The 24,325-nt window shown below is 63.7% G+C and carries 15 protein-coding genes; 8 read left to right on the forward strand and 7 right to left on the reverse strand.

Annotated features, from left to right (window positions below; translation table 11 throughout):
* Positions 1–47: 47 nt before the first annotated feature.
* The gene (locus tag AC1DU8_RS22015) at positions 48–3,614 is read right to left on the reverse strand and encodes an indolepyruvate ferredoxin oxidoreductase family protein (protein ID WP_457282418.1); all 3,567 of its coding nucleotides are present in this window, start codon (positions 3,612–3,614) and stop codon (positions 48–50) included.
* 185 nt (positions 3,615–3,799) lie between these two features.
* Here AC1DU8_RS22015 and AC1DU8_RS22020 point away from each other — a divergent pair, with 185 nt between their 5' ends.
* Both AC1DU8_RS22020 and AC1DU8_RS22025 read left to right on the forward strand, forming a co-directional pair.
* Positions 3,800–4,285: an Lrp/AsnC family transcriptional regulator gene (locus AC1DU8_RS22020; RefSeq protein WP_457282419.1), complete on the forward strand. Its 486-nt coding sequence runs from the start codon at positions 3,800–3,802 to the stop codon at positions 4,283–4,285.
* A gap of 136 nt (positions 4,286–4,421) precedes the next feature.
* Positions 4,422–5,078, forward strand: coding sequence for a hypothetical protein (locus AC1DU8_RS22025; protein WP_477666955.1), 657 nt, complete (start codon positions 4,422–4,424; stop codon positions 5,076–5,078).
* Positions 5,079–5,158: 80 nt separating this feature from the next.
* Here the strand turns inward: AC1DU8_RS22025 and AC1DU8_RS22030 are convergent, their stop codons facing one another.
* Both AC1DU8_RS22030 and mltA read right to left on the reverse strand, forming a co-directional pair.
* Complete coding sequence (locus AC1DU8_RS22030) at positions 5,159–5,497, reverse strand: hypothetical protein (protein ID WP_457282421.1); 339 nt, start codon at positions 5,495–5,497, stop codon at positions 5,159–5,161.
* 35 nt (positions 5,498–5,532) lie between these two features.
* Positions 5,533–6,678 (reverse strand): murein transglycosylase A, encoded by a 1,146-nt coding sequence (mltA, locus tag AC1DU8_RS22035; RefSeq protein WP_477727241.1) that lies wholly within the window; start codon positions 6,676–6,678, stop codon positions 5,533–5,535.
* Here mltA and AC1DU8_RS22040 point away from each other — a divergent pair.
* Positions 6,668–6,871: a hypothetical protein gene (locus AC1DU8_RS22040; RefSeq protein ID WP_457282423.1), complete on the forward strand. Its 204-nt coding sequence runs from the start codon at positions 6,668–6,670 to the stop codon at positions 6,869–6,871. The genes mltA and AC1DU8_RS22040 overlap by 11 nt on opposite strands.
* Before the next feature lie 19 nt (positions 6,872–6,890).
* Here AC1DU8_RS22040 and AC1DU8_RS22045 read toward each other — a convergent pair whose 3' ends face one another.
* Genes AC1DU8_RS22045 through AC1DU8_RS22060 form a run of 4 tightly spaced genes read right to left on the reverse strand, consistent with a single transcriptional unit; the run spans position 6,891 to position 14,646 of the window.
* Positions 6,891–7,517, reverse strand: coding sequence for a response regulator transcription factor (locus AC1DU8_RS22045; RefSeq protein ID WP_457282424.1), 627 nt, complete (start codon positions 7,515–7,517; stop codon positions 6,891–6,893).
* A gap of 10 nt (positions 7,518–7,527) precedes the next feature.
* The gene (locus tag AC1DU8_RS22050; protein WP_477666958.1) at positions 7,528–9,621 is read right to left on the reverse strand and encodes a two-component system sensor histidine kinase NtrB; all 2,094 of its coding nucleotides are present in this window, start codon (positions 9,619–9,621) and stop codon (positions 7,528–7,530) included.
* A 10-nt stretch (positions 9,622–9,631) separates the two neighbouring features.
* Entirely contained in the window at positions 9,632–10,438 is an 807-nt protein-coding gene (locus tag AC1DU8_RS22055) for a carbon-nitrogen hydrolase family protein (RefSeq protein WP_457282426.1), read from the reverse strand.
* A gap of 2 nt (positions 10,439–10,440) precedes the next feature.
* Positions 10,441–14,646, reverse strand: coding sequence for a YhdP family protein (locus AC1DU8_RS22060; RefSeq protein WP_477727242.1), 4,206 nt, complete (start codon positions 14,644–14,646; stop codon positions 10,441–10,443).
* A 73-nt stretch (positions 14,647–14,719) separates the two neighbouring features.
* Here AC1DU8_RS22060 and glnE point away from each other — a divergent pair, with 73 nt between their 5' ends.
* The 5 genes from glnE to AC1DU8_RS22085 are packed head-to-tail and all read left to right on the forward strand — an operon-like array spanning position 14,720 to position 24,222.
* Entirely contained in the window at positions 14,720–17,542 is a 2,823-nt protein-coding gene (gene glnE, locus AC1DU8_RS22065; protein ID WP_477727243.1) for a bifunctional [glutamate--ammonia ligase]-adenylyl-L-tyrosine phosphorylase/[glutamate--ammonia-ligase] adenylyltransferase, read from the forward strand.
* 45 nt (positions 17,543–17,587) lie between these two features.
* Positions 17,588–18,346 (forward strand): DUF1956 domain-containing protein, encoded by a 759-nt coding sequence (locus AC1DU8_RS22070; protein ID WP_477727244.1) that lies wholly within the window; start codon positions 17,588–17,590, stop codon positions 18,344–18,346.
* Positions 18,333–19,859 (forward strand): efflux transporter outer membrane subunit, encoded by a 1,527-nt coding sequence (locus tag AC1DU8_RS22075; protein ID WP_477727245.1) that lies wholly within the window; start codon positions 18,333–18,335, stop codon positions 19,857–19,859. Before AC1DU8_RS22070 ends, AC1DU8_RS22075 begins: the two co-directional genes overlap by 14 nt.
* A gap of 50 nt (positions 19,860–19,909) precedes the next feature.
* Complete coding sequence (locus AC1DU8_RS22080; RefSeq protein WP_457282431.1) at positions 19,910–21,088, forward strand: efflux RND transporter periplasmic adaptor subunit; 1,179 nt, start codon at positions 19,910–19,912, stop codon at positions 21,086–21,088.
* 11 nt (positions 21,089–21,099) lie between these two features.
* The gene (locus AC1DU8_RS22085) at positions 21,100–24,222 is read left to right on the forward strand and encodes an efflux RND transporter permease subunit (protein ID WP_477727246.1); all 3,123 of its coding nucleotides are present in this window, start codon (positions 21,100–21,102) and stop codon (positions 24,220–24,222) included.
* Positions 24,223–24,325: the final 103 nt, after the last annotated feature.

Here is a 24,325-nt window from a genome sequence, read left to right on the forward strand (position 1 = left end):
ATGAAGGAAACACCGGACCGGCGGCGAGGCCGGCGCCGGTCCAGGCTTTAAGCCGCTTCCCGCTGAACGGTAGATCCGGGGGTACGAAAGGACTCCATCAACGCGGCCCACTGGGGCCGCGCTGCGGCCAGGTGGCGTGCCTTGACATGGCCATAACCCTTGATCATTTCCGGAATCCGGGCAATTTCCAGCGCCGTGGCGTGGTTTTCGGCCGTCAGGCCTGCCATCACGTCCTGCAGGCTCGCCTTGTATTCCTCAATCAGGGCCCGCTCGGTGCGCCGCTCCTCCGTGCGGCCAAAGACATCCAGCGGCGTGCCGCGCAGACCTTTCAGGCGAGCCAACACCTTGAATGCGCCCAGCATCCAGGGGCCGAACTGCTTCTTCTGCAGCTCGCCCTTGTCGTTTTTGGACGCAATCATGGGCGGCGCCAGGTGGTAATTGAGCTTGAAGTCGCCTTCAAACATGCCGTTGACTTTGTTCAGGAAACCAGTGTCGGTGTGCAGGCGCGCCACTTCATACTCGTCTTTGTAAGCCATTAATTTGAAGAGGTAGCGAGCCACCGCCTCGGTCAGCAGCGTCTTGCCCAGCGGCGCTTCCGCGGCGCGCACCTTCTCGACGAAGGCCTGGTAGGTCTGCGCATAAGCCGCATTCTGGTAGGCCGTCAGGAAGTCAATCCGCTTGGCCAGCATGTCGGCCAGTGCGGGCCGTTTGACGAACTCGATCACCTGGGCTGCCTTGAACAAGGCCTGCACAGCAGCCAGGTCGTGCGCGCAGCGCCGGCCCCACTCAAAAGCTGCCTTGTTGTTGTCGATTTGCACGCCATTGAGTTCAATGGCCCGCATCAACGCAGCATGCGACAGCGGCACCCGGCCTTTTTGCCAGGCAAAGCCGAGCATGAGCGGGTTGGTATAGATCGAGTCACCGACCAATTGCACCGCCACCTGCTCTGCATCGAAGCTACCGAGCAAGTCAGCGCCCACTGCAGCAGTCACGGCCGTCTCGCAATTGCCACCAGGGAACTGCCAGGCAGGGTTGGTCACAAAGGCCGCCGTCGGCGTACCGTGCGAGTTCATGGCTACGTAGGTGCGGCCCGGCTGCATGACGGTGAGCGTGTACTTGCTGGCCGCCACGATCGGGTCGCAGCCAATCACCAGGTCGGCCTTGGCGGTGTCGACCTTGGTCGTGTAAATGGCTTCCGGCCGGTTGGCGATCTGGATGTGGCTCCAGGTGGCGCCGCCTTTTTGCGCCAGGCCGCCCGCATCCTGCGTGACCACACCCTTGCCCTCAATGTGGGCTGCCATGCCCAGCAATTGGCCGATGGTGATGACGCCGGTGCCTCCCACGCCGCCTACCACGATACCCCAGGCGTTTTCCGCCACCGGCAACACGGGCTCGGGAACCACAAACAGGCTGCTGGGTGCGCCTTTCTTGTCTTTTTTTGGCTTCTTCAGCTGCCCGCCTTCGACAGTGACAAAGCTGGGGCAAAAGCCCTTCACGCAGGAGTAATCCTTGTTGCAGGTGTTCTGGTTGATGCGGCGTTTGCGGCCGAACTCGGTTTCCAGCGGCTCCACTGACAGGCAGTTGGACTGCACTGAGCAATCGCCGCAGCCTTCGCAGACAAGCTCGTTGATCACCACGCGCTTTTCAGGGTCCACCAGGGTGCCGCGTTTGCGGCGGCGGCGCTTTTCGGTCGCGCAGGTCTGGTCGTAAATGATCGCGGTCGTGCCCTTGATCTCGCGGAACTCGCGCTGGATGCGGTCCAGCTCGTCGCGGTGGTGCACCGTCACGCCTTCGAGCAGCGGCGCGCCGTCGTATTTCTGCGGCTCATCGGTCACGATGACCAGTTTGGCCACGCCTTCGGCACGCAGGCTTTGCATGATCTGCAGCACCGAATGGCCTTCGGGCCGCTCGCCGACCTGCTGGCCGCCCGTCATGGCGACCGCGTCGTTGTAGAGGATCTTGTAAGTGATGTTCACACCCGAGGCGATGGCCTGGCGGATCGCCAGCAGCCCGCTGTGGAAGTAGGTGCCGTCGCCCAGGTTGGCAAAGATGTGTTCGTCGGTCGTAAAAGCCGCCTGGCCCACCCATGTCACGCCCTCGCCGCCCATCTGGGTGAAGGTGGAGGTGGAGCGGTCCATCCAGGTTGCCATGTAGTGGCAGCCGATGCCGGCCACGGCGCGCGAGCCTTCGGGCACGCGCGTGCTGGTGTTGTGCGGGCAGCCGCTGCAAAACCAGGGCGCGCGCTCGCCGGTGTCGGCTTTGCCGGCGGCCAGGGCGCGCTCGCGCCCTTCGATGACGGCCAGGCGCTCGTCCATGCGGGAGATGATGTCTGCGGGCACGCCCAGTTTCTTCAACCGCTTGGCAATCGCCTTGGCGATGATGGCCGGCGTCAGGTCGGCCTTGGCGCGCAGCAGCCAGTTGTCGCTCGGGTTGGAACGGCCCCATTCGCCGCCCGACTGGTCGCCTTCAGGTTCATCGAACTTGCCCAGCACATTGGGGCGCACATCGGCACGCCAGTTGTAGAGCTCTTCCTTGATCTGGTATTCGATGACCTGGCGTTTTTCCTCGACCACCAGGATTTCCTGCAGGCCTTCGGCGAAGTCGCGCGTGATGGTGGCCTCCAGCGGCCAGACAACGTTGACCTTGTGCAGGCGAATGCCGAGCTGGTGGCAGGTCTCTTCGTCCAGGCCCAGGTCGGCCAGGGCCTGACGCGTGTCGTTGAAGGCCTTGCCGCTGGCGATCAGGCCGAACCGGTCTTTGGGGCCGGCGATGACGTTGTAGTTCAGCTTGTTGGCGCGAATGTACGCGAGCGCCGCGTACCACTTGTAGTCCATCAGCCGCGCTTCCTGCTCCAGCGGCGCGTCGGGCCAGCGGATGTGCAGGCCGCCGGCCGGCATCTCGAAATCTTCGGGAATGATGATCTTCACGCGGTCCGGATCGACCAGGATGGAGCTGGACGACTCGACAACTTCCTGGATGGTTTTCATGCCCGACCAGACGCCGGAAAAGCGGCTCATGGCAAACGCATGCAGCCCCATGTCGAGGATGTCCTGCACATTGGAAGGAAAGAACACCGGCAGGCCGCAGGCCTTGAAGATGTGGTCGCTCTGGTGGGCGGCGGTGGAACTTTTGGAGACATGGTCGTCGCCGGCAATGGCGATCACGCCGCCGTGTTTGGCCGTGCCCGCCATGTTGGCATGCTTGAAGACGTCGGAGCAGCGGTCCACGCCTGGGCCCTTGCCGTACCAGATGCCGAATACGCCGTCGAATTTTTTGCTTTGCGGATACAGGTCGAGTTGCTGCGTGCCCCAGACGGCCGTGGCACCCAGCTCTTCATTGACACCGGGCTGGAACACGATGTTTTGTGCAGCCAGGTGCTTTTTGGCGGCCCACAGGGCCTGGTCATAGCCGCCCAGCGGCGAGCCGCGGTAGCCACTGATAAAACCCGCCGTGTTCAACCCCTCGATCGCATCGCGCGTGCGCTGCAGCATAGGCAGGCGGACCAGCGCCTGGACACCGCTCATGAAAGCGCGGCCGTGGCCTAAAGAATATTTATCGTCAAGCGTGACGGTCTCTAGCGCTTTGCGGATGTGTTCAGGTAGGGGCGCGTTCATGTTCGTGGGTCTCCAGGACTGTTTTTTAGTACCGCCTTGTGGGCAGGCCGGCAGAAGGGTCACCCCCGGATAGGGGGCGCCCTCTAGTTGCATGCAAAGTGTATGCCGCCAGCCGTGATATGTCTTTGCTTTGTTTGCCCGATTTATGGCACTTCCAGAAAGGATATTGCTGTAAAGTGGCAAACATGGAAACATTAGACAAGTTTGACATCGCGATCCTGAATGAGTTGCAACTCGACGCCCGGTTGACGAACACGGAATTGGCCTCCCGTGTGGGCCTGTCGGCCGCGCCCTGCTGGCGGCGGGTGCGGGCGCTGGAAGAATCGGGCTTCATCACCGGCTACCGTGCCGAGATCAACCGCCACAAGATCGGGCTGGGCGTTCTGGCCTTTGTGCGGCTGGACGCTGACCGCAACAGTGGCGACGCAACGCGCCAGCTGGAAGAGGCCATCAAGAAGCTGCCGGAGATCGTCTCTTGCCACTACATCAGCGGCACCGGCACTTTCGAGCTGCAGGTGGTAGCGCAAGACCTGGAGGCTTTCAGCAAGTTTGCGCTGCAAAACCTGATCAACCTGCCCAATGTGAAAGACCTGCACACCAGTTTTTCGCTGGGTGAGGTCAAGGCGAGCAGCGCACTGCCGCTCGGGCACCTGACGCGGGTTACAGTCTAAAATTCAAGTAAATAGTGCTTGCAACCCTTTACTGACGGGCGCAATCAGCTATTGATTTAATAGCACCAAATTCGCTCGCTGTTCACAACAGCCAGCGCATGAAACACCTGCAAGACAACGCTTCAAGGAGCCCCGCATGAAACCATCTTCCAGCCCCGCCTCTTTGGCCTTTATGCTTTTTATGGCCCTGGCACCCGCCCTGCAAGCGCAACCCGCTATCAATTCAGGAGCAAGTCCGGAGGCGCTACCCATGCGCAACCTGCAGATCGAAGTGCGGCAGGCCGGTAGCAGCCTGCGCTCCCAGAGTGCCTTGGGCGCGCAGGGCGGTGTTGTGCTGCAACCGGGCCGCTCGGGCCTCAATGCCCAGATCACAGCCCAGGACAGCCAGCGCAGCGATTCACGCGACCTGGTGCAGCGCGTGCTGGTACTCAATGGCCGCAACGCCAACATCAACCTGGGCAACAGCCAGCCGCTGCGGCTGGTACAGGCGCGCCAGGCCGGCACCGTGTTCATCGAGGCTAACAGCGGCTTTTCAGCCAGGCCCACCTGGTACGGCGGCGACAGCGTGGAGCTGGAACTGGCCGCGGGGCAGGCCAGCCGCACAGGCTCGTCGCCGCAGGCTCCCCTGTCCTCATCGTCCACCAGCACCTCGCTGACCGTTCGCCTCGGGGAATGGGTCACCGTGGCCGAGTCGGACGATGCGAGCGCCGGCAGCAGCAGCGGCATCGCCGACAGCCGGCAATCGACCCGTCGGGACGGTATGAGGGTGGAAGTCCGCCTCTCCGTGCGCTAGAAGAAGCCGCCCACAAATCGCGGTGAAGCGGTTTTGGCACGGCAGGTCCGCACAACAACGCAAAGAGGTTTTACAGGGAATCAGTCGCGCACGCAGTGTGCCGTCAGCGGCAGCAGCGGATAACGCAGCACCGCCTCGCGGCCGCTGGCGCCCAGGCCAAACTCGGCGCGCATCCGCGGATTGCTGTACACCGTCTGCTGCGCACCCTGGCCGCCTGCGTCACGAAACAGCAGGTCCGAGCCGCCGGCGCTATCCAGCACGGCGGTGTCGTCCACAAACTTCACCTTGAAGTCAGCGCCGTGTTCGCAGCGGTACTGCGCGGCAGGCGAAGGCCCGCCACCCGCCGCGCAGGCTGCCAGCACAAGCGCTCCGGTCACCCCCACCAAGGCCATCCCGGTTCGGGCCGACAGTTGTTTCATGGAATCTCCTTCAGCTTGCCCAACGTTTTGAGCACTCACTTCGGCCAGAGCACCCAGAGCCGCAGCGGCTGGTTGACACGTGCCGCCAGCAGGCCGGCTTCGGGGCCGGTTCCGGCAAAATAATCGGCCCTGACCGCACCCACAATGGCGCTGCCGGTGTCCTGCGCCAGCACCAGCTTCTGCAGGTTGGCCGCACCGCCACGGGACGCCAGCCACACCGGCGTGCCGTAGGGAATGCTTCCCGGGTCAACTGCAATGGAACGGCCCGGTGTCAGCGCCACGCCCTGCGCACCTTTGGGTCCAAAGGCGGTATCCAGCTCACTCAGCGGCTGCTCCTGGAAAAAAGTGTAGCGCGGGTTGCTCCAGAGCATTTGCTGGGCGCGCTGCGGATTTTTCGCAACCCATGCCTTGGTGGACTCCACCCAGGGCGCCGTCATGCGGCCTTCGCCCTGCTCCAGCAGCCACTGGGTCACGCTGCGAAACGGCTGCTCGTTCGTGCCTGCGTAGGCCACGCGCACGACACGCTGCGAGCCGTCGGCTTCGGTGATGTTCAGCCGGCCCGAGCCTTGTATGTGCAGCGACATCGCCTCAACCGGGTCGACCAGCCAGGCGATCTCGCGGCCGCGCAGCGCCGCTTTGGCTTCAGCAAGGGTGTCGATTTCCTGCCGGGAGAACCACGGTTTGCGGCTGCCCAGCGATGCGGGAGGACGGTACAGCGGCACCTCGTAACCCGCAACGGGCTGCCGGCTGGCCCTGAGCACAGGCTCGTAGTAACTGGTCAACAGCCCCTCGGTTACGCCTTGCAGGCTCTCCACCCGGTAGGGCTGCAGCCGCCTGACCATCCAGTTGCGCTGCTCATCGGCAGACGCAATGCTGAGGCGCCGGATATCGCCGCATAGCGGCGCAAAACCCGGGCCGGGACGCTCGCAGCTTTTGAGCCAGGCGTTCCAGGCCTCAAACAGCGCGTCTTCCTCGAAGCCGGGCAACTCGGCCCAGCGGACCGCGACCCAGCGGCTTTTCCCCTGCACCATGGGCGCAGGCAATGGGCCGGTATCGCCGGCGCGCACGCCCGGGGCTGTGGGCTCGCCCGCAGGGACGGTCGAAGGCGGCCGGGGCGGGCTTGCGCAGGAAGCAAGCAGCGCCGCAATGGCGATAATTGGGACAAGCCGCATGGAACGCATTGACGGCAGCACAAGCATCGAAGCCTCTTTTGAAATCCAAGGAAATGTCATGGCCCTACTTTTGCTCGAAGCCCTGGGGGCATTGCTGCTGCTGGTGTTCATTGTGTGGTGGACGATGTTTTCGGGCCGTAAAAATGGCGAATTGAAGGAATCGGTCCACTCAGAGACCCCGGCAGAGCCCGAAAAAAAATAAGCCCGGCGCAGCGCTGCAATTACAGGTTACGCAGCAGATTGGCCAGCTCCACCGCCGACTTGACACCCATTTTGTCAAAAACCCGGGCACGGTGGACCTCCACCGTGCGCACGCTGATGTCAAGCTGGTCCGCCACCAGCTTGTTGGGCAACCCACCCACCACCAGCTTCATCACGTCACGCTCACGGTCTGTCAGGCCGTCGAGACGGGCCTGCAGGCCCGTCGACTCGCTGTGCTGCGCCAGGGCCCCGGCGGAATGGTTCAGCGCCTGTTCAATGCGGTCTACCAATGCGTTGTCTGAAAAGGGCTTTTCGCAAAAATCAAAAGCACCGCGCTTGACCGCGTCGACCGCCGTTGGAACGTCCGCATGGCCCGTCAAAAAGATCACCGGCAGCGTGGGCAGCAAGCCGTAAGCAATCAGCTTCTCAAACATGGCCAGACCGCTCAGGCCCGCCATGCGTACATCCAGCAGCACACATGAAGGCGACTTGACCGCGAATTGCTGGGATACGCGCGCATCGAACGCCTCTGCACTGTCGAAGGTTTCGCTCAACAGGCGGCGCGAGCGCAGCAGCCAGGCCAGCGCGTCGCGCACGCTGGCATCGTCGTCGACGATATATACCGTGGCATTTTGAATGGGTTCCATGCTGTGTCCTTCAGGCTGTATCCGCACCTGCATCATGCGGCAGGGCCGCCGGCAAGGTGAAACTGAAAATCGTACCCCGCGGCTGGCCGGGCTCAAACCCCAGGAAGCCGCCGTGCTGCTCAATCACCGTGCGGCACAGGCTCAGGCCCAGCCCCATGCCCTCTTCCTTGGTGGTGAAAAATGGCGTGAAGAGCTGCTCGGCCACTTCACTGGGAATGCCTTCACCGCAATCCGTCACCGAAAATTCCACCCAGCGGCTCTGCGCGTTCGATGCGGCCGGACGGATACGCAGCGTCAGCACTTTTTCCCGCGAAGCCGCCTCCGCCGCCCCGCCTTCATGGGTCACAGCCTGCATGGCCTGCATGCCGTTGCGCGAGAGGTTGAGAAGCACTTGCTCAACCATGGTGCGGTCACACAGCACGGGCGTGCAGGTCTCGTCGACCTCGATCACCACGCGCACGCCGAGCTTGCGTGCCTGAAGGGTCACCAGCGGCATGATGGCGTCCAGCAGGGCGCGAGGCTGCACGGCTTCGCGCACCTGATCGCGGCGCCTCACGAAGTCATGCACGCTCTTGATGACCTTTCCCGCGCGTTCGGCCTGCTCCGCAATGCGGCGCATGGCCAGCTGCAAATCTTCCGACAACGGCGCCACCGCTGAGCTGGCGTTCGCTGCCAGCGGCTTGTCATGGTCCATGCCATCCTGCAGCAGGTTGAGTGAGCCGGTGGCGTAGCTTGAAATGGCGGCCAGCGGCTGGTTGAGTTCGTGGCTGAGCAGCGAGGCCATCTCGCCAACCATCGCCAGCCGTGCGGTGGCCTGCAGGCGGTCCTGGCTGGCACGGGAAAGCTCTTCCACCCGGCGCTGTTCGCTGACGTCCAGAATCGCGCTCATCCAGCCGGTGTGCTTGCCCACGGCATTGATCAGCGGGGCCTCCATGATCAGCACCGGGAACCGCGTGCCATCGCGCCGCATGAACACCGACTCGTGGCCCTCCCTGGGCAGGCTGTTACCTGCCAGCCGGATTTCCTGGCGCTGCTGGTACACGCCGGCCAGTTCGGGTGGCCAGTAGGGTGAGGGAAAGCTCTGGTTGAGCAGGTCCTTGGCGTCCACGCCAACCATCTTGCAAAACGCCGGGTTCACGTAAGTGATGCGCCCTTGCAGGTCGCGCGCGCGCAGGCCGGTCAGCACGGAGTCCTCCATGGCCTTGCGAAAAGCCAGGGCCTCGCCGAGGTCATGCTCGACTTTCAGCCTGCGGCGCATATCCCTGGCGAGGAGGTACAGCACGGCAAGCAGCGCCAGTGACATGGCCGTGACCAGCGCGGTGAGCACATTGGGGAAAAGGGCCGGCGTGCCCAGCCGGCTTTCCATCCTGACCACCAGCGTATTGCCGGGCAGGTCCAGCAGCTGTTGCGCAATATAGATACGGCTGCCGCGCGAAGGCACGCCTTGCAGGGCCAGGCGCGTGCCGTCAGCTTCGGTAAAAGACAGGCCGATGCCCCGGGCGAGCTGGCGGCCAACCAGTTCCCCCAGAATGTCCTGCAGCGAATAGGTGACCACGCTATACCCCGTGAGTCGCCCCGCCACCACGACGGGCAGGCACATGTCGAGCACTTCCAGGCCCAGGCCATCGCGCTGCGGCATGAAATAACTGATGGAGTAAGCCGCACCGCTCAGGCGCCGGGCCGTGGTGCAGGTCAGGCCCACGTCGGTTTGCAAACTGCCCCGCCCGAGCCGCTCGAACACCGAGGTGCGATAGGGCGTCTCCACAAACCCGAGCACATCGAGCGCTTCGTTGCGCCATTCAAGCCGCATGATTTCACGGCGCTCGCGAAGCAGCTCGGCGGCGGATGAATGCCACGGCTCCGGCGTGCGGTCGCTGGACTGCAGCGCCTGCAAGGTCTGGATATTGCGCGTCAGTCCCGAGCGGATGTCTGTTACGGCTTCCGCTGCGTCATGCTCCAGCCGGCTTTGCACCATGCTGGACTCATAACGTCCCGCCAGCCACACCAGAATGCCCAGCAGCGCCACCAGCAGCGCCACCAGCAGCGCCCACAAGGACCAGCGCTTGCTGGCGCGGCTGACGCCGTTTGCAAACGGAAGCCTCACGCGGCCGGCCTCATAGGAAACGATGGTTCAATGCAGGCAAACGGCTTCGCACACCTTCCGTGTGAGTGCTGGAGATTTCACCCAGAACAACGCCTGCGCCTTCAGCCTGCTGAGCCATCACCTCACCCCAGGGATCCACCAGCATGCTGTGGCCCCAGGTACGGCGGCCGTTTTCATGCGTGCCGCCCTGCGCCGCCGCAATGACATAGGCCTGGTTTTCAATGGCGCGTGCACGCAGCAGCACTTCCCAATGCGCCTGCCCGGTAGTGTAGGTAAACGCGCTGGGCACCAGCAGCACATCGGCCTTCAGCGCGCGGTAAAGCTCCGGGAAACGCAGGTCATAACAAATGCTCATGCCGACAGCGTAGACATGGCCATCGCGGGAAGCCAGATCAAACCGGACGGGCTGCGCGCCAGGCTCCAGCACACGCGTCTCGTCATAGTCTTCCTTTCCCTGCGCAAAGCGAAAAAGATGGATCTTGTCGTACCGCGCGATGCATTGGCCCGTCGGCGCATAGGCCAGCGAACAGTTGCGCGCGCGCGCCGGATCAGACGTGGCCATGGGCAGCGTGCCGCCCACGATCCACAAGCCGAGCTCACGCGCCGACCGGCCCAGGAAGTCCTGTATCAAGCCCGTCCCGGCGCTCTCCTGGACTTTCAGCTTGTCGGTGTCCTTGAAGCCCATGATGCAGAAATACTCCGGCAGCACGGCCAGTTCGGCGCCCTGCGCCGCAGCCTGCTCAAGCAGGCTGCGGGCTGCGGCAAGGTTGTCCTGCACGCGCGTACCTGAGACCATCTGGATGGCAGCTATCTTCATGGTTAACGAACCTCCTGAACAGGCTCTGCTGCAGCCTGTGCCTTGCGATCCACCTTGATGATTTTCGGGTCAGACCAGGTTCCTTCAATGTGGAATTCCTGGGTCGCCGCCTGCATCAAAGGCCGGCGCAGGAACATCTGGGCAAGGAAGCTGCCCAGGCCGATGGCCGGATTGATGACTGTGGCAATCAGGGAAGCCGTACCGGCATTGATTTCCGGCACCACGACCGCCTTGATGTTCTGCGTCTCCTTGGCAATATCGGCACTGCCTTCCATCAGCACGGCCGCATTCACGCCCTTCATCTGCAGGTTGTTGGTATAGGCAACGCCCTGGTTGATATTGATGTCGCCGCGGACAAAGTCAAAGGCAAAGCCTTCGGAAAAAACGTCCCGGAAATCCAGGGTCAGCCGCCTGGGCAAAGACTGCAGGCTCAGCACGCCCAGCAGTTTTGTGATGCCCGGGTCAGCCTTGACAAACTGCCCCGACTCCACATTGACATTGAACTGTCCGCTCATGCTGGGATAGTCCAGGCTGAGAGGTGACCCCATCCACGCGACCTGCCCCTCCAGTTTGCCCTTGCCGCGGCGAATGACCTCACCCATGCCAAAGCGCTTGAGCAGCTCACCCGAGTCGGCGATGTCCAGCTTGAAATTCATCACGGTGCGGCGGCGCTCGGCAACCGCGCGCGCGGCACGCGGCGCATTTGCCGCAACGCTCTGGGCATTGATCGCCACCCAGTTGCCCGTTGCCGTCAGCACCGCCTCGGGAAGGATCACATTGAACTTGTTCAGGCGCCATTCGCGCACGCCCTCGCGGGCCGCGGCAGACGCTCCGCGGTTGACGGCGTCGATCTCGACCCGCCCCAGTTTTTTGCCGCGCAGTTCCAGGTCTTCCACCACGATGTCCAGGGCAGGGATGCTGGCGGGCTGCTCGTTCAGGATCGCTTCCACGTCACTGGCCGTACCTGGGGCCAGACTCAAACGGGAAAGCCGCGCATAGACCCGCCCCGCGCCTATGCCGCCAGGCTGCCGGAATTCGACGTATCCGTTGAGCTCCGAGGCGTCGATATTCGCACGCCATGTCAGGCCTTCACGGGAGCCGCCCACCACCACGTTGTTCAGCTTGCGCCCTTCAACCACCAGCTCCTTTGCGCGAATGGCCATGGAGGTCGGCAGATAAGTCAGGGACGCGTTCGCGGCCGCCCGATTGGTCGCCGCAGTGGCAGCCACCGGCGGAGGTGTCTGGAGCGCGCTGCCGGAAGAAGAATCCGCCAGTATTTTTTGCCAGGCATCGAGGTCCACGTGGGCCACGTTGATATTGGCCGCCACACCGGCTTCCTGCACAGGCACCGTCTCCCCGGGCTCAAGCCCGACGCCGATTCCGCCCCGTATCACACGAGGTTCGCTGCCGCTGACGTCCCGCACATACATGATGGACGCCACACGGCCAATGGTTACCGATAACTGGTCCTCCAGTTTTTGCCCTGGCCCCATGGACGCCGGCAAAAGCGAATTCTCAAACCGCAGTGGTAATGCCGCTTCTGCGGTCTTGCTCAGGGGCGCGGGGAGGTTGAGCGCCATGCCTTGCAGGCTGCTGGCGACAACCAGCTCAGGCACGCCACGGCGAAAACCCAACGAGGCGGTGTAAGCCGCGCTGCCCGTGGCATTTTGGGCCATGCGCGAAAGCGCGCCGAGCTCCCTGGCCTGGCGCAGCCCTTCCGCGGTGACGACGCCTTGCGCTTTGAACGCTACCTGGCTTTCCTGTTCAGCATTGCCGGATGATCGCGCCTGCACCCGCGTGCCACCGTCAAAACGGACGTCACCGCCGAGCAGCCGCGCCTGGGCACCTGCCACGGTGAAGCCGCGCTCGTTCACGGTCACTACACCCTTGAGTTTTGTCAACGCTGGAGTATCCGCACCAAACTGCACGTCATTGCCGGGCAGCGTGACGGTTCCGTCCACCCGGGATTTATCGATGGTGTGGATAGGCAAGTCCAGCCGGAACCGGTATTCGCCCGGCCCGGCCGCAACCGCCTTGGCCAGCACATGGTTCGTCATGCCGGCAACCGGGGACTGGTTGACGAACCCCAGCGCATCAGCAAGCGGCCCCTTGAGGTGTGTGTTCACCTCGACAGTGGTGTCATGGGTCAGGTCAGGGATGCGCGCATTACCCTTGACCAGCTGCAAACCCGGCAGGCCATTGACCTTGCCGGTGACGTCGTTGACCTCAAGTGCCGCATGGTTAAACACCAGTTCGCCGTTGAGTTCAGTCAAGGCCGGCCACCCCGCGGCTCCGGCCGGCTGTATGGATTTGGGCACATAGGCATAGTGCCCGTTCCGCACCTTGGCGGTCACCCGGAAGTCCCCTTGTGCCGGGTTGGTGAAAGGCAATTGCGCCAGCGGCCCCTTGACCTTGAACTTCACGTCGCTGACCTGGCCTTGCACGACCGCGTCACGCACATAGTGGCGCACCCGGTCCGGCAATACCAGCGGCAAATAACGGTGTACCCGCTCGCCATCACCGCGGCTCAAAACGCCCTGCAGATCCAGCACACCCGGAAATCGGGGATCTGCTGCATCTCCGGCAGGCGGCTTGCCGGAAACCACATCGTCGGTATGCCATGCGGCTTGCGCTTCTCCCTGCGCGTCGGCATTGGCAAATCGCAGGTTGTTCAGCTGCGCTTCGATTTTCCGGCCCGCAAACTTCCATTGCGTCTCGGCGGAAAGCTGGTCAAACGGCACCAGCGAATCCTCAAACACGCCCGGCAGGTCGAGCGAGCCGTTGAGTATCTTGACCCCGGCCCGTCCACCCGCTTGCGTCAGGTCAAAGTCAATGGTGGCGCCGCTGATTCCCGGCCTGCCGGGCTTGGGATGCGCTGACGCCGGACTGGGCGGCGCGGGCAGGGCAGCAATACTCAGCCCGGCAACGCGTCCCTTTGCGGCATAGGTGGTGGGGGCATCCAGCGGTCCCTGCCAGCGGGCCTCTACGCTTTCGACCAGTCCCTTCGGGGCAAAAGAAGTGATCAGCCCATGGACGGGAGCATCGAGCGGCAGGCGATTGGCAATCTGCGCGAGCGCTGCAAGATCGAGCTTGTCTGCCTTGAGTTCAGTGTGCTGCGCAACGCCGGCCTCGTCCCCCGTATGCACCAGCGCCACATTGCCGCCCGGCCACTGCAGGCCATCGCGGGTGCGAAAGCGCAGGCCTTCGGTATTGAAATCAAACCCATTGGTACGCTGGCCGCCGCCCACACGCCCGGCGACAAAATCAAAGGCCAAAGGCTGCAGCTTGGCACCCAGACGGGCGTCTACATCCTGCAACGCCACATCGGCCGTGCCGCCAGTCACCCGGCCCTGGGAAATATCTGCCCAAGCGCGAAGCGCGCCATTCCCGCGGGTCAGCTCAATGCCCAGTGCGTCCAGGTTGAGGTACGGCTTGATGCGGGACGCATCCACCCGGTCGAACCCGGCAAATAGCTGGCCTGTCCAGGCATCAAAATCACCGGCGCTGCTTGACAGCAGCGATTGGCGGAATATGCCCCTGACAGTGAAACGGTCACCCCATTCTGCAGGGGGTGTGGCATCCAGGCGCATGAGGTGGCGCCGCCGCGTATTGCGCATCACCCAGTCAACCTGCGTCAACGCCAGGGGTGGTGCCGGATTCATTTCATCCGTCCAGCGCACGGTGCCGCCTCGCATGACAAACTCGGTCTGCGAGAAGAACCAGTCGGCAGCGGCGCTCTCGCCGGCTGCCCGGTCCTGCGAAACATCGAGGCCGCCGACATAGATCTTTCCGTCAGCGGTTCGGCGTATGTCCAGCTCGGGCTTGTCGATATAAAGCTGCTCGAAGCCCAACCCCCAGATCGAAGAGGCGGACAGGGCGCCGAGAATCACCGGCAGCCGCAGGGCCTCGCGCCCCTGGGCGTCGAGCAGGGTCACGTCGCGCAACTCGAACGAAGGAATCATCCCCTGGGAATGTGCGGTGATTCCGCCAATGCGAACAGGCACCCCCAAAGCCTTGCTGGCCTCTATTTCCAGGCGCGGACGAAACTCCCCGATTCGCGGCACAATCCAGCCATGCAGCACGAACCAGGTCAGGCCAAAGAGCACCCAGGCCGTGGCAACAAGCCACAGCAACACGCGCAGGGTAAGAGCAAGCCATCGCAGTCGTTGCGGCGGCGGGGTAGGCAGGCTGGGGATCGTTGGCTCCATTGACATGAGAATTATGACCGCCGGGGCCAGCGTTCGCCCGGCAGTGAACCATGAAGTTTTGTGAAGTAGTGTGATGACCGTCGCCCAAACCGCCTGCCCTGATACCTTATTCGCCGCCGGGCCAGCCGCGTCGGACTATTCACGGTTCGTTCAGCGCATCCGCCGCCGCTACGCCGATCAACTTTTCCTCCTGCCTGCGGGCGCCCCCGTGCGCGCCGCCATGCAGGTCGCGCTGGACGCGCTGCTGGCGCAGGGCATGGCGACAGGCGCGGCGCTTCGGGTGCTTCGCCAGCTGGTCATGGAAAGGCTGGTGGTGCTCGACTGTGACGGCGCCCTCGAAAGCCAGGCCCCACTTGCCGTGGTGACCTGCGCCATGACCGAGCTGGCCGAGCTGGCCCTGGATGTCGCCATGCGCGAGTCGGGCGCTGAACTTGACGGGCTCCATGGCGCACCGCAAGGCCCCGACGGGGAGCGTGCGCGCATGTGGGTCGTGGGCATGGGCAAGCTGGGTGCGCGCGAACTCAACGTTTCCAGCGACATCGACCTCATTTATGTCTACGACCACGACGGCGAAACCCGAGGGCGCAGCGATGGCCGCGGGCAGATATCCAACCACGAGTACTTCGCGCACCAGGTCAAAGCCGTCTTCAGCCTGATTGGTGATGCCACGGAGCATGGTTTTGTGTTTCGGGTGGACCTGGCGCTCCGGCCCAACGGAAGCTCCGGGCCGGCGGCCATTTCACTGAGCGCGCTTGAGGAGTATTTCCAGGCACAGGGTCGTGAATGGGAACGCTTTGCCTGGCTCAAGAGCCGGGTGGTGGCGCCGCTTGAATGCGTGCAGGACGGCTCGGCGCAGGCCCTGCGCGGCTCCGTGCTGCCCTTCGTCTTCAGGCGCTACCTTGACTACAACGTCTTCGATGCGCTGCGCACCTTGCACCGGCAAATCCGCGAGCATGCCGCCAAGCGCTGCGCCGGCCACCCGGAGCGGGCCAACGACGTGAAGATGTCGCGCGGCGGCATTCGCGAAATTGAATTCACCGTGCAATTGCTCCAGGTGGTGCGCGGCGGGCAGTTTCCCGAGCTGCGCACCCGCCCCACGGTCGACGCCTTGCAGCGTGTGGCGCGCGCGGGCCTGATGCTGCAGGAAACCGCCGATGCGCTGGCACGGGCCTATGATTTTCTTCGCCGCGTGGAGCATCGCATCCAGTACCTCGATGACCAGCAGACCCATGTCCTGCCCACGCGTGATGACGACCTGGCGTGGATCGCAGAAACGCTGGGCTACAGCAATTGCTGCCTTTTCCTCAGCGAACTGGACACCCACCGGGAGCTGGTGGCCGGGGAATTCGACAAATTGCTGGGCGGCAAGCCCGACTGCAAAGGCTGCGGAAAAACGGCCAAGGCAGCGCCGCAGCAGCTCGAAGACTTGCTGGAGCAATTGTCGGAACAATGGCCGGAACAGTTTCGCGCGCGCCTGGCGCTGTGGCGCCAGCATCCGCGGGTGCTGGCCTTGCGCGAAGATTCCCGCGCCCGCCTGGCGCGGCTGGTGCAGCGCACCGCCGCCTGGCTGGCGGAAGGCACGGTCACCGAGGAAGCGGCGGTGCGCATCATCGACTGGATAGAGCCGCTCCTGAGGCGGGAGAGCTACCTGGCGCTGCTGCTGGAACGGCCTGCGGTGCATGAGCGCCTGCTGCGCCTGCTGGGGGCCGCCAAATGGCCCGCACGCTACCTGCTGCAGCACCCCGGCGTCATTGATGAACTGGCCAGCGACGAGCTGCTCAGGGAACGCCTTGACGGCACAGCCTTCGCGCGTGACCTGCAACAGCGCCTGGCCGCACTCAGGAGCACCGGCGAGGACGACGAGGAAACCTGCCTGAACCTGCTGCGCCGCGCCCACCATGCGGAAGTGTTCCGCACCCTGGCGCGCGACCTGGAAGATGTACTCACCGTCGAGCAGGTGGCCGATGATCTGACGGCTCTCGCCGAAGCGGTGCTGAGCATCACCACCGACTGGTGCTGGCAGCGCCTGAAGAACCGGCACCGTGAAACACCGCAGTTCGCCATCATTGCCTACGGCAAGCTGGGCGGCAAAGAACTGGGTTACGGCAGCGATCTCGACATCGTGTTCGTCTATGAGGACGACGACGAGCGGGCCCCCGAAGTCTATGCCGCATTTGTGCGCAAGCTGATCAACTGGTTGACCATCAAGACCGGCGAAGGCGACCTGTTTGAAATCGATACCGCTTTGCGCCCCAACGGCAATTCAGGCTTGCTGGTCACCAGTTTTGAGGCCTATACCCGCTACCAGCAGCAGCGCGGCAGCAATACCGCCTGGACCTGGGAACACCAGGCCATGACACGTGCGCGCTTCGTGTTGGGTGACGAGTCGCTGCGCCTGCGGTTTGACGAAGTCCGGCAGACCGTTATCACCGCCCCGCGCGACATCGTTGCGCTGCGCAACGAAATTGTGGCCATGCGCGAAAAGGTTCGCGACGCCCATCCGGTCAAAAGCCTCCACGCAACGCCAAGCCCCACAGGCGGATCCGTCTCAGGCCCGCCTCCGCTCAAGGCTGAAAAATTTGACGTCAAGCACAGTGCGGGCGGCATGGTGGACGCTGAGTTCGCCGTGCAGTTCCTGGTGCTTTCCCAATCAGCCCGGCACCCGGAACTGAGGGACAACGTCGGCAACATCTCGCTCCTGCAACGCGCAGAAACGGCCGGCCTGCTGCCGACCGGCGTCGGCCAGCGGGCGGCAAGCGCCTACCGCGAACTGCGGCGTGTGCAGCACCGCGCACGCCTCAACGAAGAACCCACCCAGGTCAACCCGCCTGCGCTTGAGGCAGAGCGCGGCGCGATCCAGCAACTGTGGGTCGCCACCTTCAAATCAAACAATTGATTTAATTCAATCGACTGTTTGATTAATGTGCTCTAATCCGGGCACATGACACCCGACCTGCCCTCTCAAACACCTTCGCGCTCAGCCAAGCCTGAAGGCGAAAGCCGAAAACAGCGCTCCGACGGCGCGCACGCCAGGGCGCACCTGTTGCTCGCGGCACTCAGGCTGTTTTCCGAAAAAGGATTTGCCAAAACCTCGATTCGCGATATCGCCCATGCTGCAGGGGCCAACGTGGCGGCGATCAGCTATTACTTTGGCGACAAGGCCGGCTTGTACCGGGCCGTTTTCACCGAACCGATGGGCAGCGCGCGCGATGACATTGCGCTGTACAACCAGCCCCATTTCACCTTGCGGCAGTCCCTTGAAGGCTTTTTTTCGAGCTTCCTCGAACCTTTGCGCCAGGGTGAACTGGTGCAGTTGTGCATGAAGCTCCACTTTCGCGAGATGCTGGAACCCACAGGCCTGTGGGCCGAAGAAATCGACCAGGGCATCAAGCCGGCGCATACCGCGCTGGTTATTGTGCTGTGCCGCCATTTAGGCGTCACAAAAGCCGACGACGAGGTGCACAGGCTGGCGTTTTCCATCACCGGTCTGGCACTTCAGATGTTCCTCAGCCGCGAGGTCGTGGAAGCGATCCGGCCCCAGCTGTTCGGAACACCTGAAGCCCTGGAGCAGTGGGCTGTCAGCCTGGTGGCGTATGCCGAAGCCATGGTGGGCGTCGAAATGGCACGCCGAAATCACCTTTCCGATTACCCCGTGGCCGCCACGCCGCGATTGAAAACAGCACATCATGAAAAAAACTGACTCCGGACGCGAACGCTTGCGCTTGCAGACAGCGGCGCCGCTGTTCGGCGCATGCGCGCTGTTGCTGGGCGGCTGCGCTTCCGACAATCCGCACACGCCACCTTCTGTCTCGATTCCCGCGCATTGGCAAACACCCTTGCCGGCGGCGGGCACCACAGCCGCATTGCCCCACGGCGGCAGCCTGAAAGGGCTGTCGCAATGGTGGCAGCAGCAAAATGATCCCTTGCTGGTGGAACTGATCATGGCGGCGGAATCGGTCAGTCCGACTGTTTCCACCGCGCGCTCCAACATCGAACAGGCGCGGGCTTCACGCGTGGCCTCGGGCGCGGCCATGCTGCCCACACTCGATGGCACCGCCAGCGTCAGCCGCGGACGCTCGGCGCCCGTGAACCGTGCAGCGCCACCTATTTCCACAACCGCCCAGGCGGGTTTGCAGACCTCCTGGGAAATCGACCTCTTCGGTCAGTACGCCGCGAGCCGGGATGCCGATCAGCAGCGGCTGGAAGGCTCCCAGGCGCTGTGGCATTCGGCACGCGTATCGGTCGCCGCCGAGGTCGCCACCCAGTACTACAGCCTGCGCGCTTGCGAAAAGCTGCTCGAGGTAGCGCGCTCCGATGCCACATCCCGGGGTGAAACTGCGCGTTTGGCGGAACTCAGCACCAAGGCAGGTTTTCAGGCGCCCGCCACCGCGGCATTGGCCAGGGCCAGCGCGGCCGAAGGCAACAGCAACGCCATCCAGCAGCGCGCACTGTGCGACCTGGATGTCAAGGCACTGGTGGCCCTGACTGCCATCGATGAACCCGCACTGCGGCAAAAACTGGCCAGCACACCGGTCGACCTGACACTGGAATCGGTAGCGCCTGTCATCAGCGTGCCGGCGGAAGTGCTGGCCCAGCGGCCCGATATCTTCAATGCGGCACGCGAAGTGGACGCCGCCCACCTGGAAGTCGGCAGTGCACGCGCGCAGCGCTTTCCAAGGCTCAACCTGAGCGGCTCGATTGCGGCCAACAAGTCATACACGGCCAGCACCACGCAACGCTTTGACACCTGGACCGTCGGGCCACTGCAGCTGACCATCCCGATCTTTGACGGCGGCGCCAGTGAGGCCAATGTAGAAGCCGCCAAGGCGCGCTACGAGGACGCCGCCGCCCAATACCGCGGCAGCGTGCGAAAGGCCGTGCGGGAAGTCGAGGAAGCGCTGGTCAATCTGCAAAGCACGGCCGAGCGCAGCCAGGATGCATTGGTCGCCACACAAGGCTACCGCGCGTCATTCGTCGGCACCGAAGCCCGTTACAAGAGCGGGCTGGCGAGCCTGGTCGAACTTGAAGACGCCCGTCGCACCCTGCTGGCCGCACAAAGCGCCCTGGTCACGCTGCAACGTGACCGGCGCAGCGCCTGGGTTGCGCTGTACCGGGCGCTCGGCGGCGGCTGGACCACCGCCGAACCCCCTGTGCCGCCGCTGGTCTCCGATGTGCCGGCACCTTTCACCCCTGCTGCCCTCACTGCCCCCTGAGGCGCGGTTTGCCGACCCTGCCACACCTATTGACAGATCCTTTGAACACCATGCCAAACTTCAAACTAAAACCCGTCGCTCTCGCTGTGATCGCCGGTGCCGTGCTCGTTGCCGGGGCCGCAGCTTTTTTTCTTCTGAAGGCCAACGCAAAAGAAGACAAGGCAGTCACCGCAAAGCCGGCACTGACTGTCGCCACCGCGCTGCCGTCTCAAGTGACCTTGCCGGTGAAACTCAGCGCCAACGGCAATATCACCGCCTGGCAGGAGGCCGTGATCGGCTCCGAATCGAACGGCTTGCGGCTGGTGCAGGTGCAGGCCAATGTGGGCGACCAGGTCAAGGCCGGGCAAGTGCTGGCGGTGTTCTCGGGCGACAGCGTGCAGGCGGACACGGCCCAAGCCAGAGCCAGCCTGATCGAGGCCCAGGCCAACGCGGCCGATGCGGCGGACAACGCCGCGCGTGCGCGCACGCTGGCGAGTTCGGGCGCTTTAAGCGAGCAGCAGATCAACCAGTACAACACCGCCGAGCAAACCGCCAAGGCACGTGTCGAGGCAGCCAGGGCACTCCTTGAGGTGCAGCAGGTACGCGGTAAAAACACGCAGGTGCTGGCGCCCGACAACGGCGTGATCTCCGCACGCACCGCAACGGTAGGCTCGGTGGTGCCGGCAGGCACCGAGCTGTTCCGCCTGATCCGGGGCGGCCGCCTCGAATGGCGCGCGGAAGTCACCTCGGCTGAGCTGGGCAGGATCAAGGCCGGCACGGTTGCCAGCGTGGTGGCGGCCAGCGGCGCCGAACTCAAGGGCCGGGTGCGCATGATCGCTCCGAGCGTGGACCCGCAGACCCGCGCGGCGCTGGTCTATGTGGACCTTCCGGTTTCGGCAGGCATGGCCTCTCCGGCCAAGGCCGGCATGTTTGCCCGCGGCGAATTCGATCTGGGCAGCACCTCCGCGCTGACCATCCCGCAACCTGCGCTGGTCGTGCGCGACGGGTTCAACTACGTCTTTCGCCTCAACCCGGACAACCGCATCAGCCAGCTCAAGGTGCAGACCGGCCGGCTTGCGGGCGACCGGGTCGAAATTACCTCCGGCCTCACCGCCGATACAAGGGTGATCGTCAGCGGGGCGGGCTTCCTCAATGACGGCGACCTGGTCCGGGTCAGCGACGCCACCCCTGGAATTACGGTAAATCCAGCCGTAGCGCCCGCCAGTCGTGCGCAAGCAGCTATCAAATAAGGAGCGACTCGATGAACGTCTCCTCCTGGTCAATCAAGAACCCGATACCCGCCGTCATGCTGTTTGTGCTGCTGACATTCGCCGGCATGCTGTCGTTCAAGGCGATGAAGGTGCAGAACTTTCCCGACATCGACCTGCCGACCGTGACGGTTGCGGCATCGCTGCCGGGCGCCGCCCCCGCCCAGCTCGAGACGGAAGTGGCCCGCAAGCTTGAAAATTCCATTGCCACCGTGCAGGGCCTCAAGCACATCTACACCAAGGTGCAGGACGGCGGCGTGACCGTGACCGCCGAATTCCGGCTGGAAAAGCCGGTACAGGAAGCCGTGGACGATGTGCGCGCGGCCGTGTCGAAAGTGCGCAGCGAATTGCCCGGCGACGTGCGCGATCCGGTGGTCAGCAAGATGGACCTGGCCAGCCAGCCGGTGCTGGCTTTCACCATCCGCTCACCGCGCATGGACGAGGAGGCGCTGTCGTGGTTTGTCGACAACGACATCTCGCGCAAGCTGCTGGCGGTGCGCGGCGTCGGTGCGGTGAACCGCGTGGGCGGCGTCTCACGCGAAGTCCGCATCGCGCTGGACCCCTCCAAGCTGCAGGCCCTGGGCGCGACAGCTTCCGACATTTCCCGCCAGTTGCGGCAGGTGCAAACCGAAAGCGCAGGTGGGCGCGCCGACCTGGGCGGCAGCGAACAACCCATGCGCACGCTGGCGACGGTCAAGTCCGCGCAGGAGCTGGCCCAGCTTGAGCTGGCGCTCAGCGACGGACGGCGTATCCGCCTCAGCGAGGTCGCCACCGTGAGCGACACGACCGCCGAACCGCGCGCCGCCGCGCTGCTCGACGGCAAGCCTGTCGTTGGCTTTGAGGTGTCCCGCAGCCGGGGCGAAAGCGAAGTGGCGGTCGGCGCGGCCGTGCAGGCGGCGCTGGCCGAACTGAAGCAGCAGTACCCTGAAGTGGAAGTCCACGAAGCCTTCAATTTCGTCACGCCAGTGCAGGAGGAATATGACGGCTCCATGCACCTGCTGTACGAAGGCGGCATTCTGGCGGTGCTGGTGGTGTGGCTGTTCCTGCGGGACTGGCGCGCCACCTTTGTGTCAGCCGTTGCGTTGCCGCTGTCGGTGATCCCGGCTTTCATCGGCATGCACCTGCTCGGCTTTTCGATCAACGTCATCACCCTGCTCGCGCTGTCGCTGGTGATCGGTATCCTGGTCGACGATGCCATTGTGGAGGTCGAAAACATCGTGCGGCACCTGCGCATGGGCAAGTCGCCGTACGAAGCCGCCATGGAGGCGGCCGACGAAATCGGCCTGGCCGTGGTGGCCACCACGTTCACGCTGATCGCCGTGTTCCTGCCCACCGCCTTCATGAGCGGCGTAGCGGGAAAATTCTTCAAGCAGTTCGGCTGGACGGCCTCGCTGGCGGTGTTTGCTTCGCTGGTGGTGGCGCGCGTACTGACTCCCATGATGGCGGCCTACATCCTCAAGCCCGTGGTCGGCGCTCATTCCGACCCGAAGTGGATGAACACCTATATGCGCGCAGCGGCCTGGTGCATGAAGCACCGCGTGGCGACCATGGCGGCGGCCACGGTATTTTTCTTCGGTTCGGTCATGCTGATCCCGTTGCTGCCGACCGGCTTCATCCCGCCCGATGACAATTCGCAAACCCAGGTCTACCTTGAGCTTCCCCCGGGCGCTTCGCTGGCGCAGACCAAAGCCTCGGCTGAGCATGCACGCCTGCTGATCAGCAAGGTCGAGCACGTCAAGAGCGTCTACACCACCATCGGCGGCGGATCAGCTGGTACAGACCCGTTTGCCATGCAGGGCGCGGCAGAAACCCGCAAAGCCACGCTCACCGTGCTGCTGGACGAGCGCAGCGAACGGCCGCGCAAGCAGGGCATTGAAAGCAAGATGCGGACGGCGCTGGAAACCCTTCCGGGCGTACGCAGCAAGGTGGGGCTGGGCGGCTCAGGAGAGGCGTACATCCTCATGCTGACCGCCGAAGACTCCAATGCCCTGCAAACTGCGGCGCTCGCGATTGAAAAAGACCTGCGAACCATTCCCGGCCTGGGCAATATCTCGTCCAGCGCCAGCCTGGTGCGCCCCGAGATTGCCATCAAGCCGGATTTCGCCCGGGCAGCAGACCTGGGTGTCACCAGTTCAGCCATGGGTGAAACCCTGCGCATCGCCACGGTAGGCGACTACGAAGAGTCGCTTCCCAAGCTCAACCTTTCGCAGCGACAGGTGCCTATCGTCGTCAAGCTGGACGAAGCAGCACGCAAGGACCTCAGCGTGCTGGAGCGCCTCGCGGTTCCAAGCGTCAAGCCGGGTGTCGGGCCCGTCATGCTGGGTCAGGTGGCGAGCCTGGAAATCACAGCCGGCCCGGCCGTGATTGACCGCTACGACCGTTCCCGAAATGTCAAGTTCGAGATCGAGCTGTCGGGCCGGGCGCTGGGGGACATCACCGAAGCCGTGAAACTGCTGCCGTCCGTCAAGAACCTGCCGGCCGGCGTCAAGGTGGTGGAGGTCGGCGATGCCGAGGTCATGGGCGAGCTGTTTGCCAGCTTCGGCCTGGCCATGCTGACAGGCGTGCTCTGCATTTACATCGTGCTGGTGCTGCTGTTCAAGGATTTCCTGCACCCGGTGACCATTCTTGCCGCTCTACCCCTTTCCCTGGGCGGCGCCTTTGTCGGCCTGCTGATCGCGCAGAAGAGTTTTTCCATGCCCTCGCTGATCGGGCTGATCATGCTGATGGGGATCGCGACCAAGAATTCCATCCTGCTGGTGGAATACGCCATCGTCGCGCGGCGCGACCACAACCTGTCGCGCTGGGACGCCCTGCTGGACGCCTGCCACAAGCGGGCGCGGCCCATCATCATGACCACGCTGGCCATGGGGGCGGGCATGATGCCGATTGCCCTGGGCTTCGGCGCGGCCGACTCCAGCTTTCGCTCACCGATGTCGATCGCGGTGATCGGCGGCCTGATCACCTCCACCGTGCTCAGCCTGCTGGTGGTGCCTGCCGTGTTTACCTATATCGACGACCTGGAGCGGCTGATCAAGCGCATGGCGGCAAGATTGCGCGGCCACGGCAGTGAAAAGCCTGAAAACGGCCAGCCCGCCGCTGAATCAGGCGCCCCATAAGCTGCAAAGTAATGCACATACAGCCGCGTACCGCTTTGTAAAAGGCGGATCAGACGTGTAATTTTGCTGATTTGGACAGGTCCGTCCGAGTGAATTAGGGCTG

This window comes from Polaromonas sp. P3_A5 (genome assembly GCF_056403055.1).

Bases quoted from the DNA above. Each gene is read 5' to 3' on its own strand.
- AC1DU8_RS22015 (WP_457282418.1), bottom strand. From the start codon at position 3,614: ATGAACGCGCCCCTACCTGAACACATCCGCAAAGCGCTAGAGACCGTC.
- AC1DU8_RS22020 (WP_457282419.1), top strand. From the start codon at position 3,800: ATGGAAACATTAGACAAGTTTGACATCGCGATCCTGAATGAGTTGCAA.
- AC1DU8_RS22025 (WP_477666955.1), top strand. From the start codon at position 4,422: ATGAAACCATCTTCCAGCCCCGCCTCTTTGGCCTTTATGCTTTTTATG.
- AC1DU8_RS22030 (WP_457282421.1), bottom strand. From the start codon at position 5,497: ATGAAACAACTGTCGGCCCGAACCGGGATGGCCTTGGTGGGGGTGACC.
- AC1DU8_RS22040 (WP_457282423.1), top strand. From the start codon at position 6,668: ATGGAACGCATTGACGGCAGCACAAGCATCGAAGCCTCTTTTGAAATC.
- mltA (WP_477727241.1), bottom strand. From the start codon at position 6,678: ATGCGTTCCATGCGGCTTGTCCCAATTATCGCCATTGCGGCGCTGCTT.
- AC1DU8_RS22045 (WP_457282424.1), bottom strand. From the start codon at position 7,517: ATGGAACCCATTCAAAATGCCACGGTATATATCGTCGACGACGATGCC.
- AC1DU8_RS22055 (WP_457282426.1), bottom strand. From the start codon at position 10,438: ATGAAGATAGCTGCCATCCAGATGGTCTCAGGTACGCGCGTGCAGGAC.
- AC1DU8_RS22060 (WP_477727242.1), bottom strand. From the start codon at position 14,646: ATGGAGCCAACGATCCCCAGCCTGCCTACCCCGCCGCCGCAACGACTG.
- glnE (WP_477727243.1), top strand. From the start codon at position 14,720: ATGACCGTCGCCCAAACCGCCTGCCCTGATACCTTATTCGCCGCCGGG.
- AC1DU8_RS22070 (WP_477727244.1), top strand. From the start codon at position 17,588: ATGACACCCGACCTGCCCTCTCAAACACCTTCGCGCTCAGCCAAGCCT.
- AC1DU8_RS22075 (WP_477727245.1), top strand. From the start codon at position 18,333: ATGAAAAAAACTGACTCCGGACGCGAACGCTTGCGCTTGCAGACAGCG.
- AC1DU8_RS22080 (WP_457282431.1), top strand. From the start codon at position 19,910: ATGCCAAACTTCAAACTAAAACCCGTCGCTCTCGCTGTGATCGCCGGT.
- AC1DU8_RS22085 (WP_477727246.1), top strand. From the start codon at position 21,100: ATGAACGTCTCCTCCTGGTCAATCAAGAACCCGATACCCGCCGTCATG.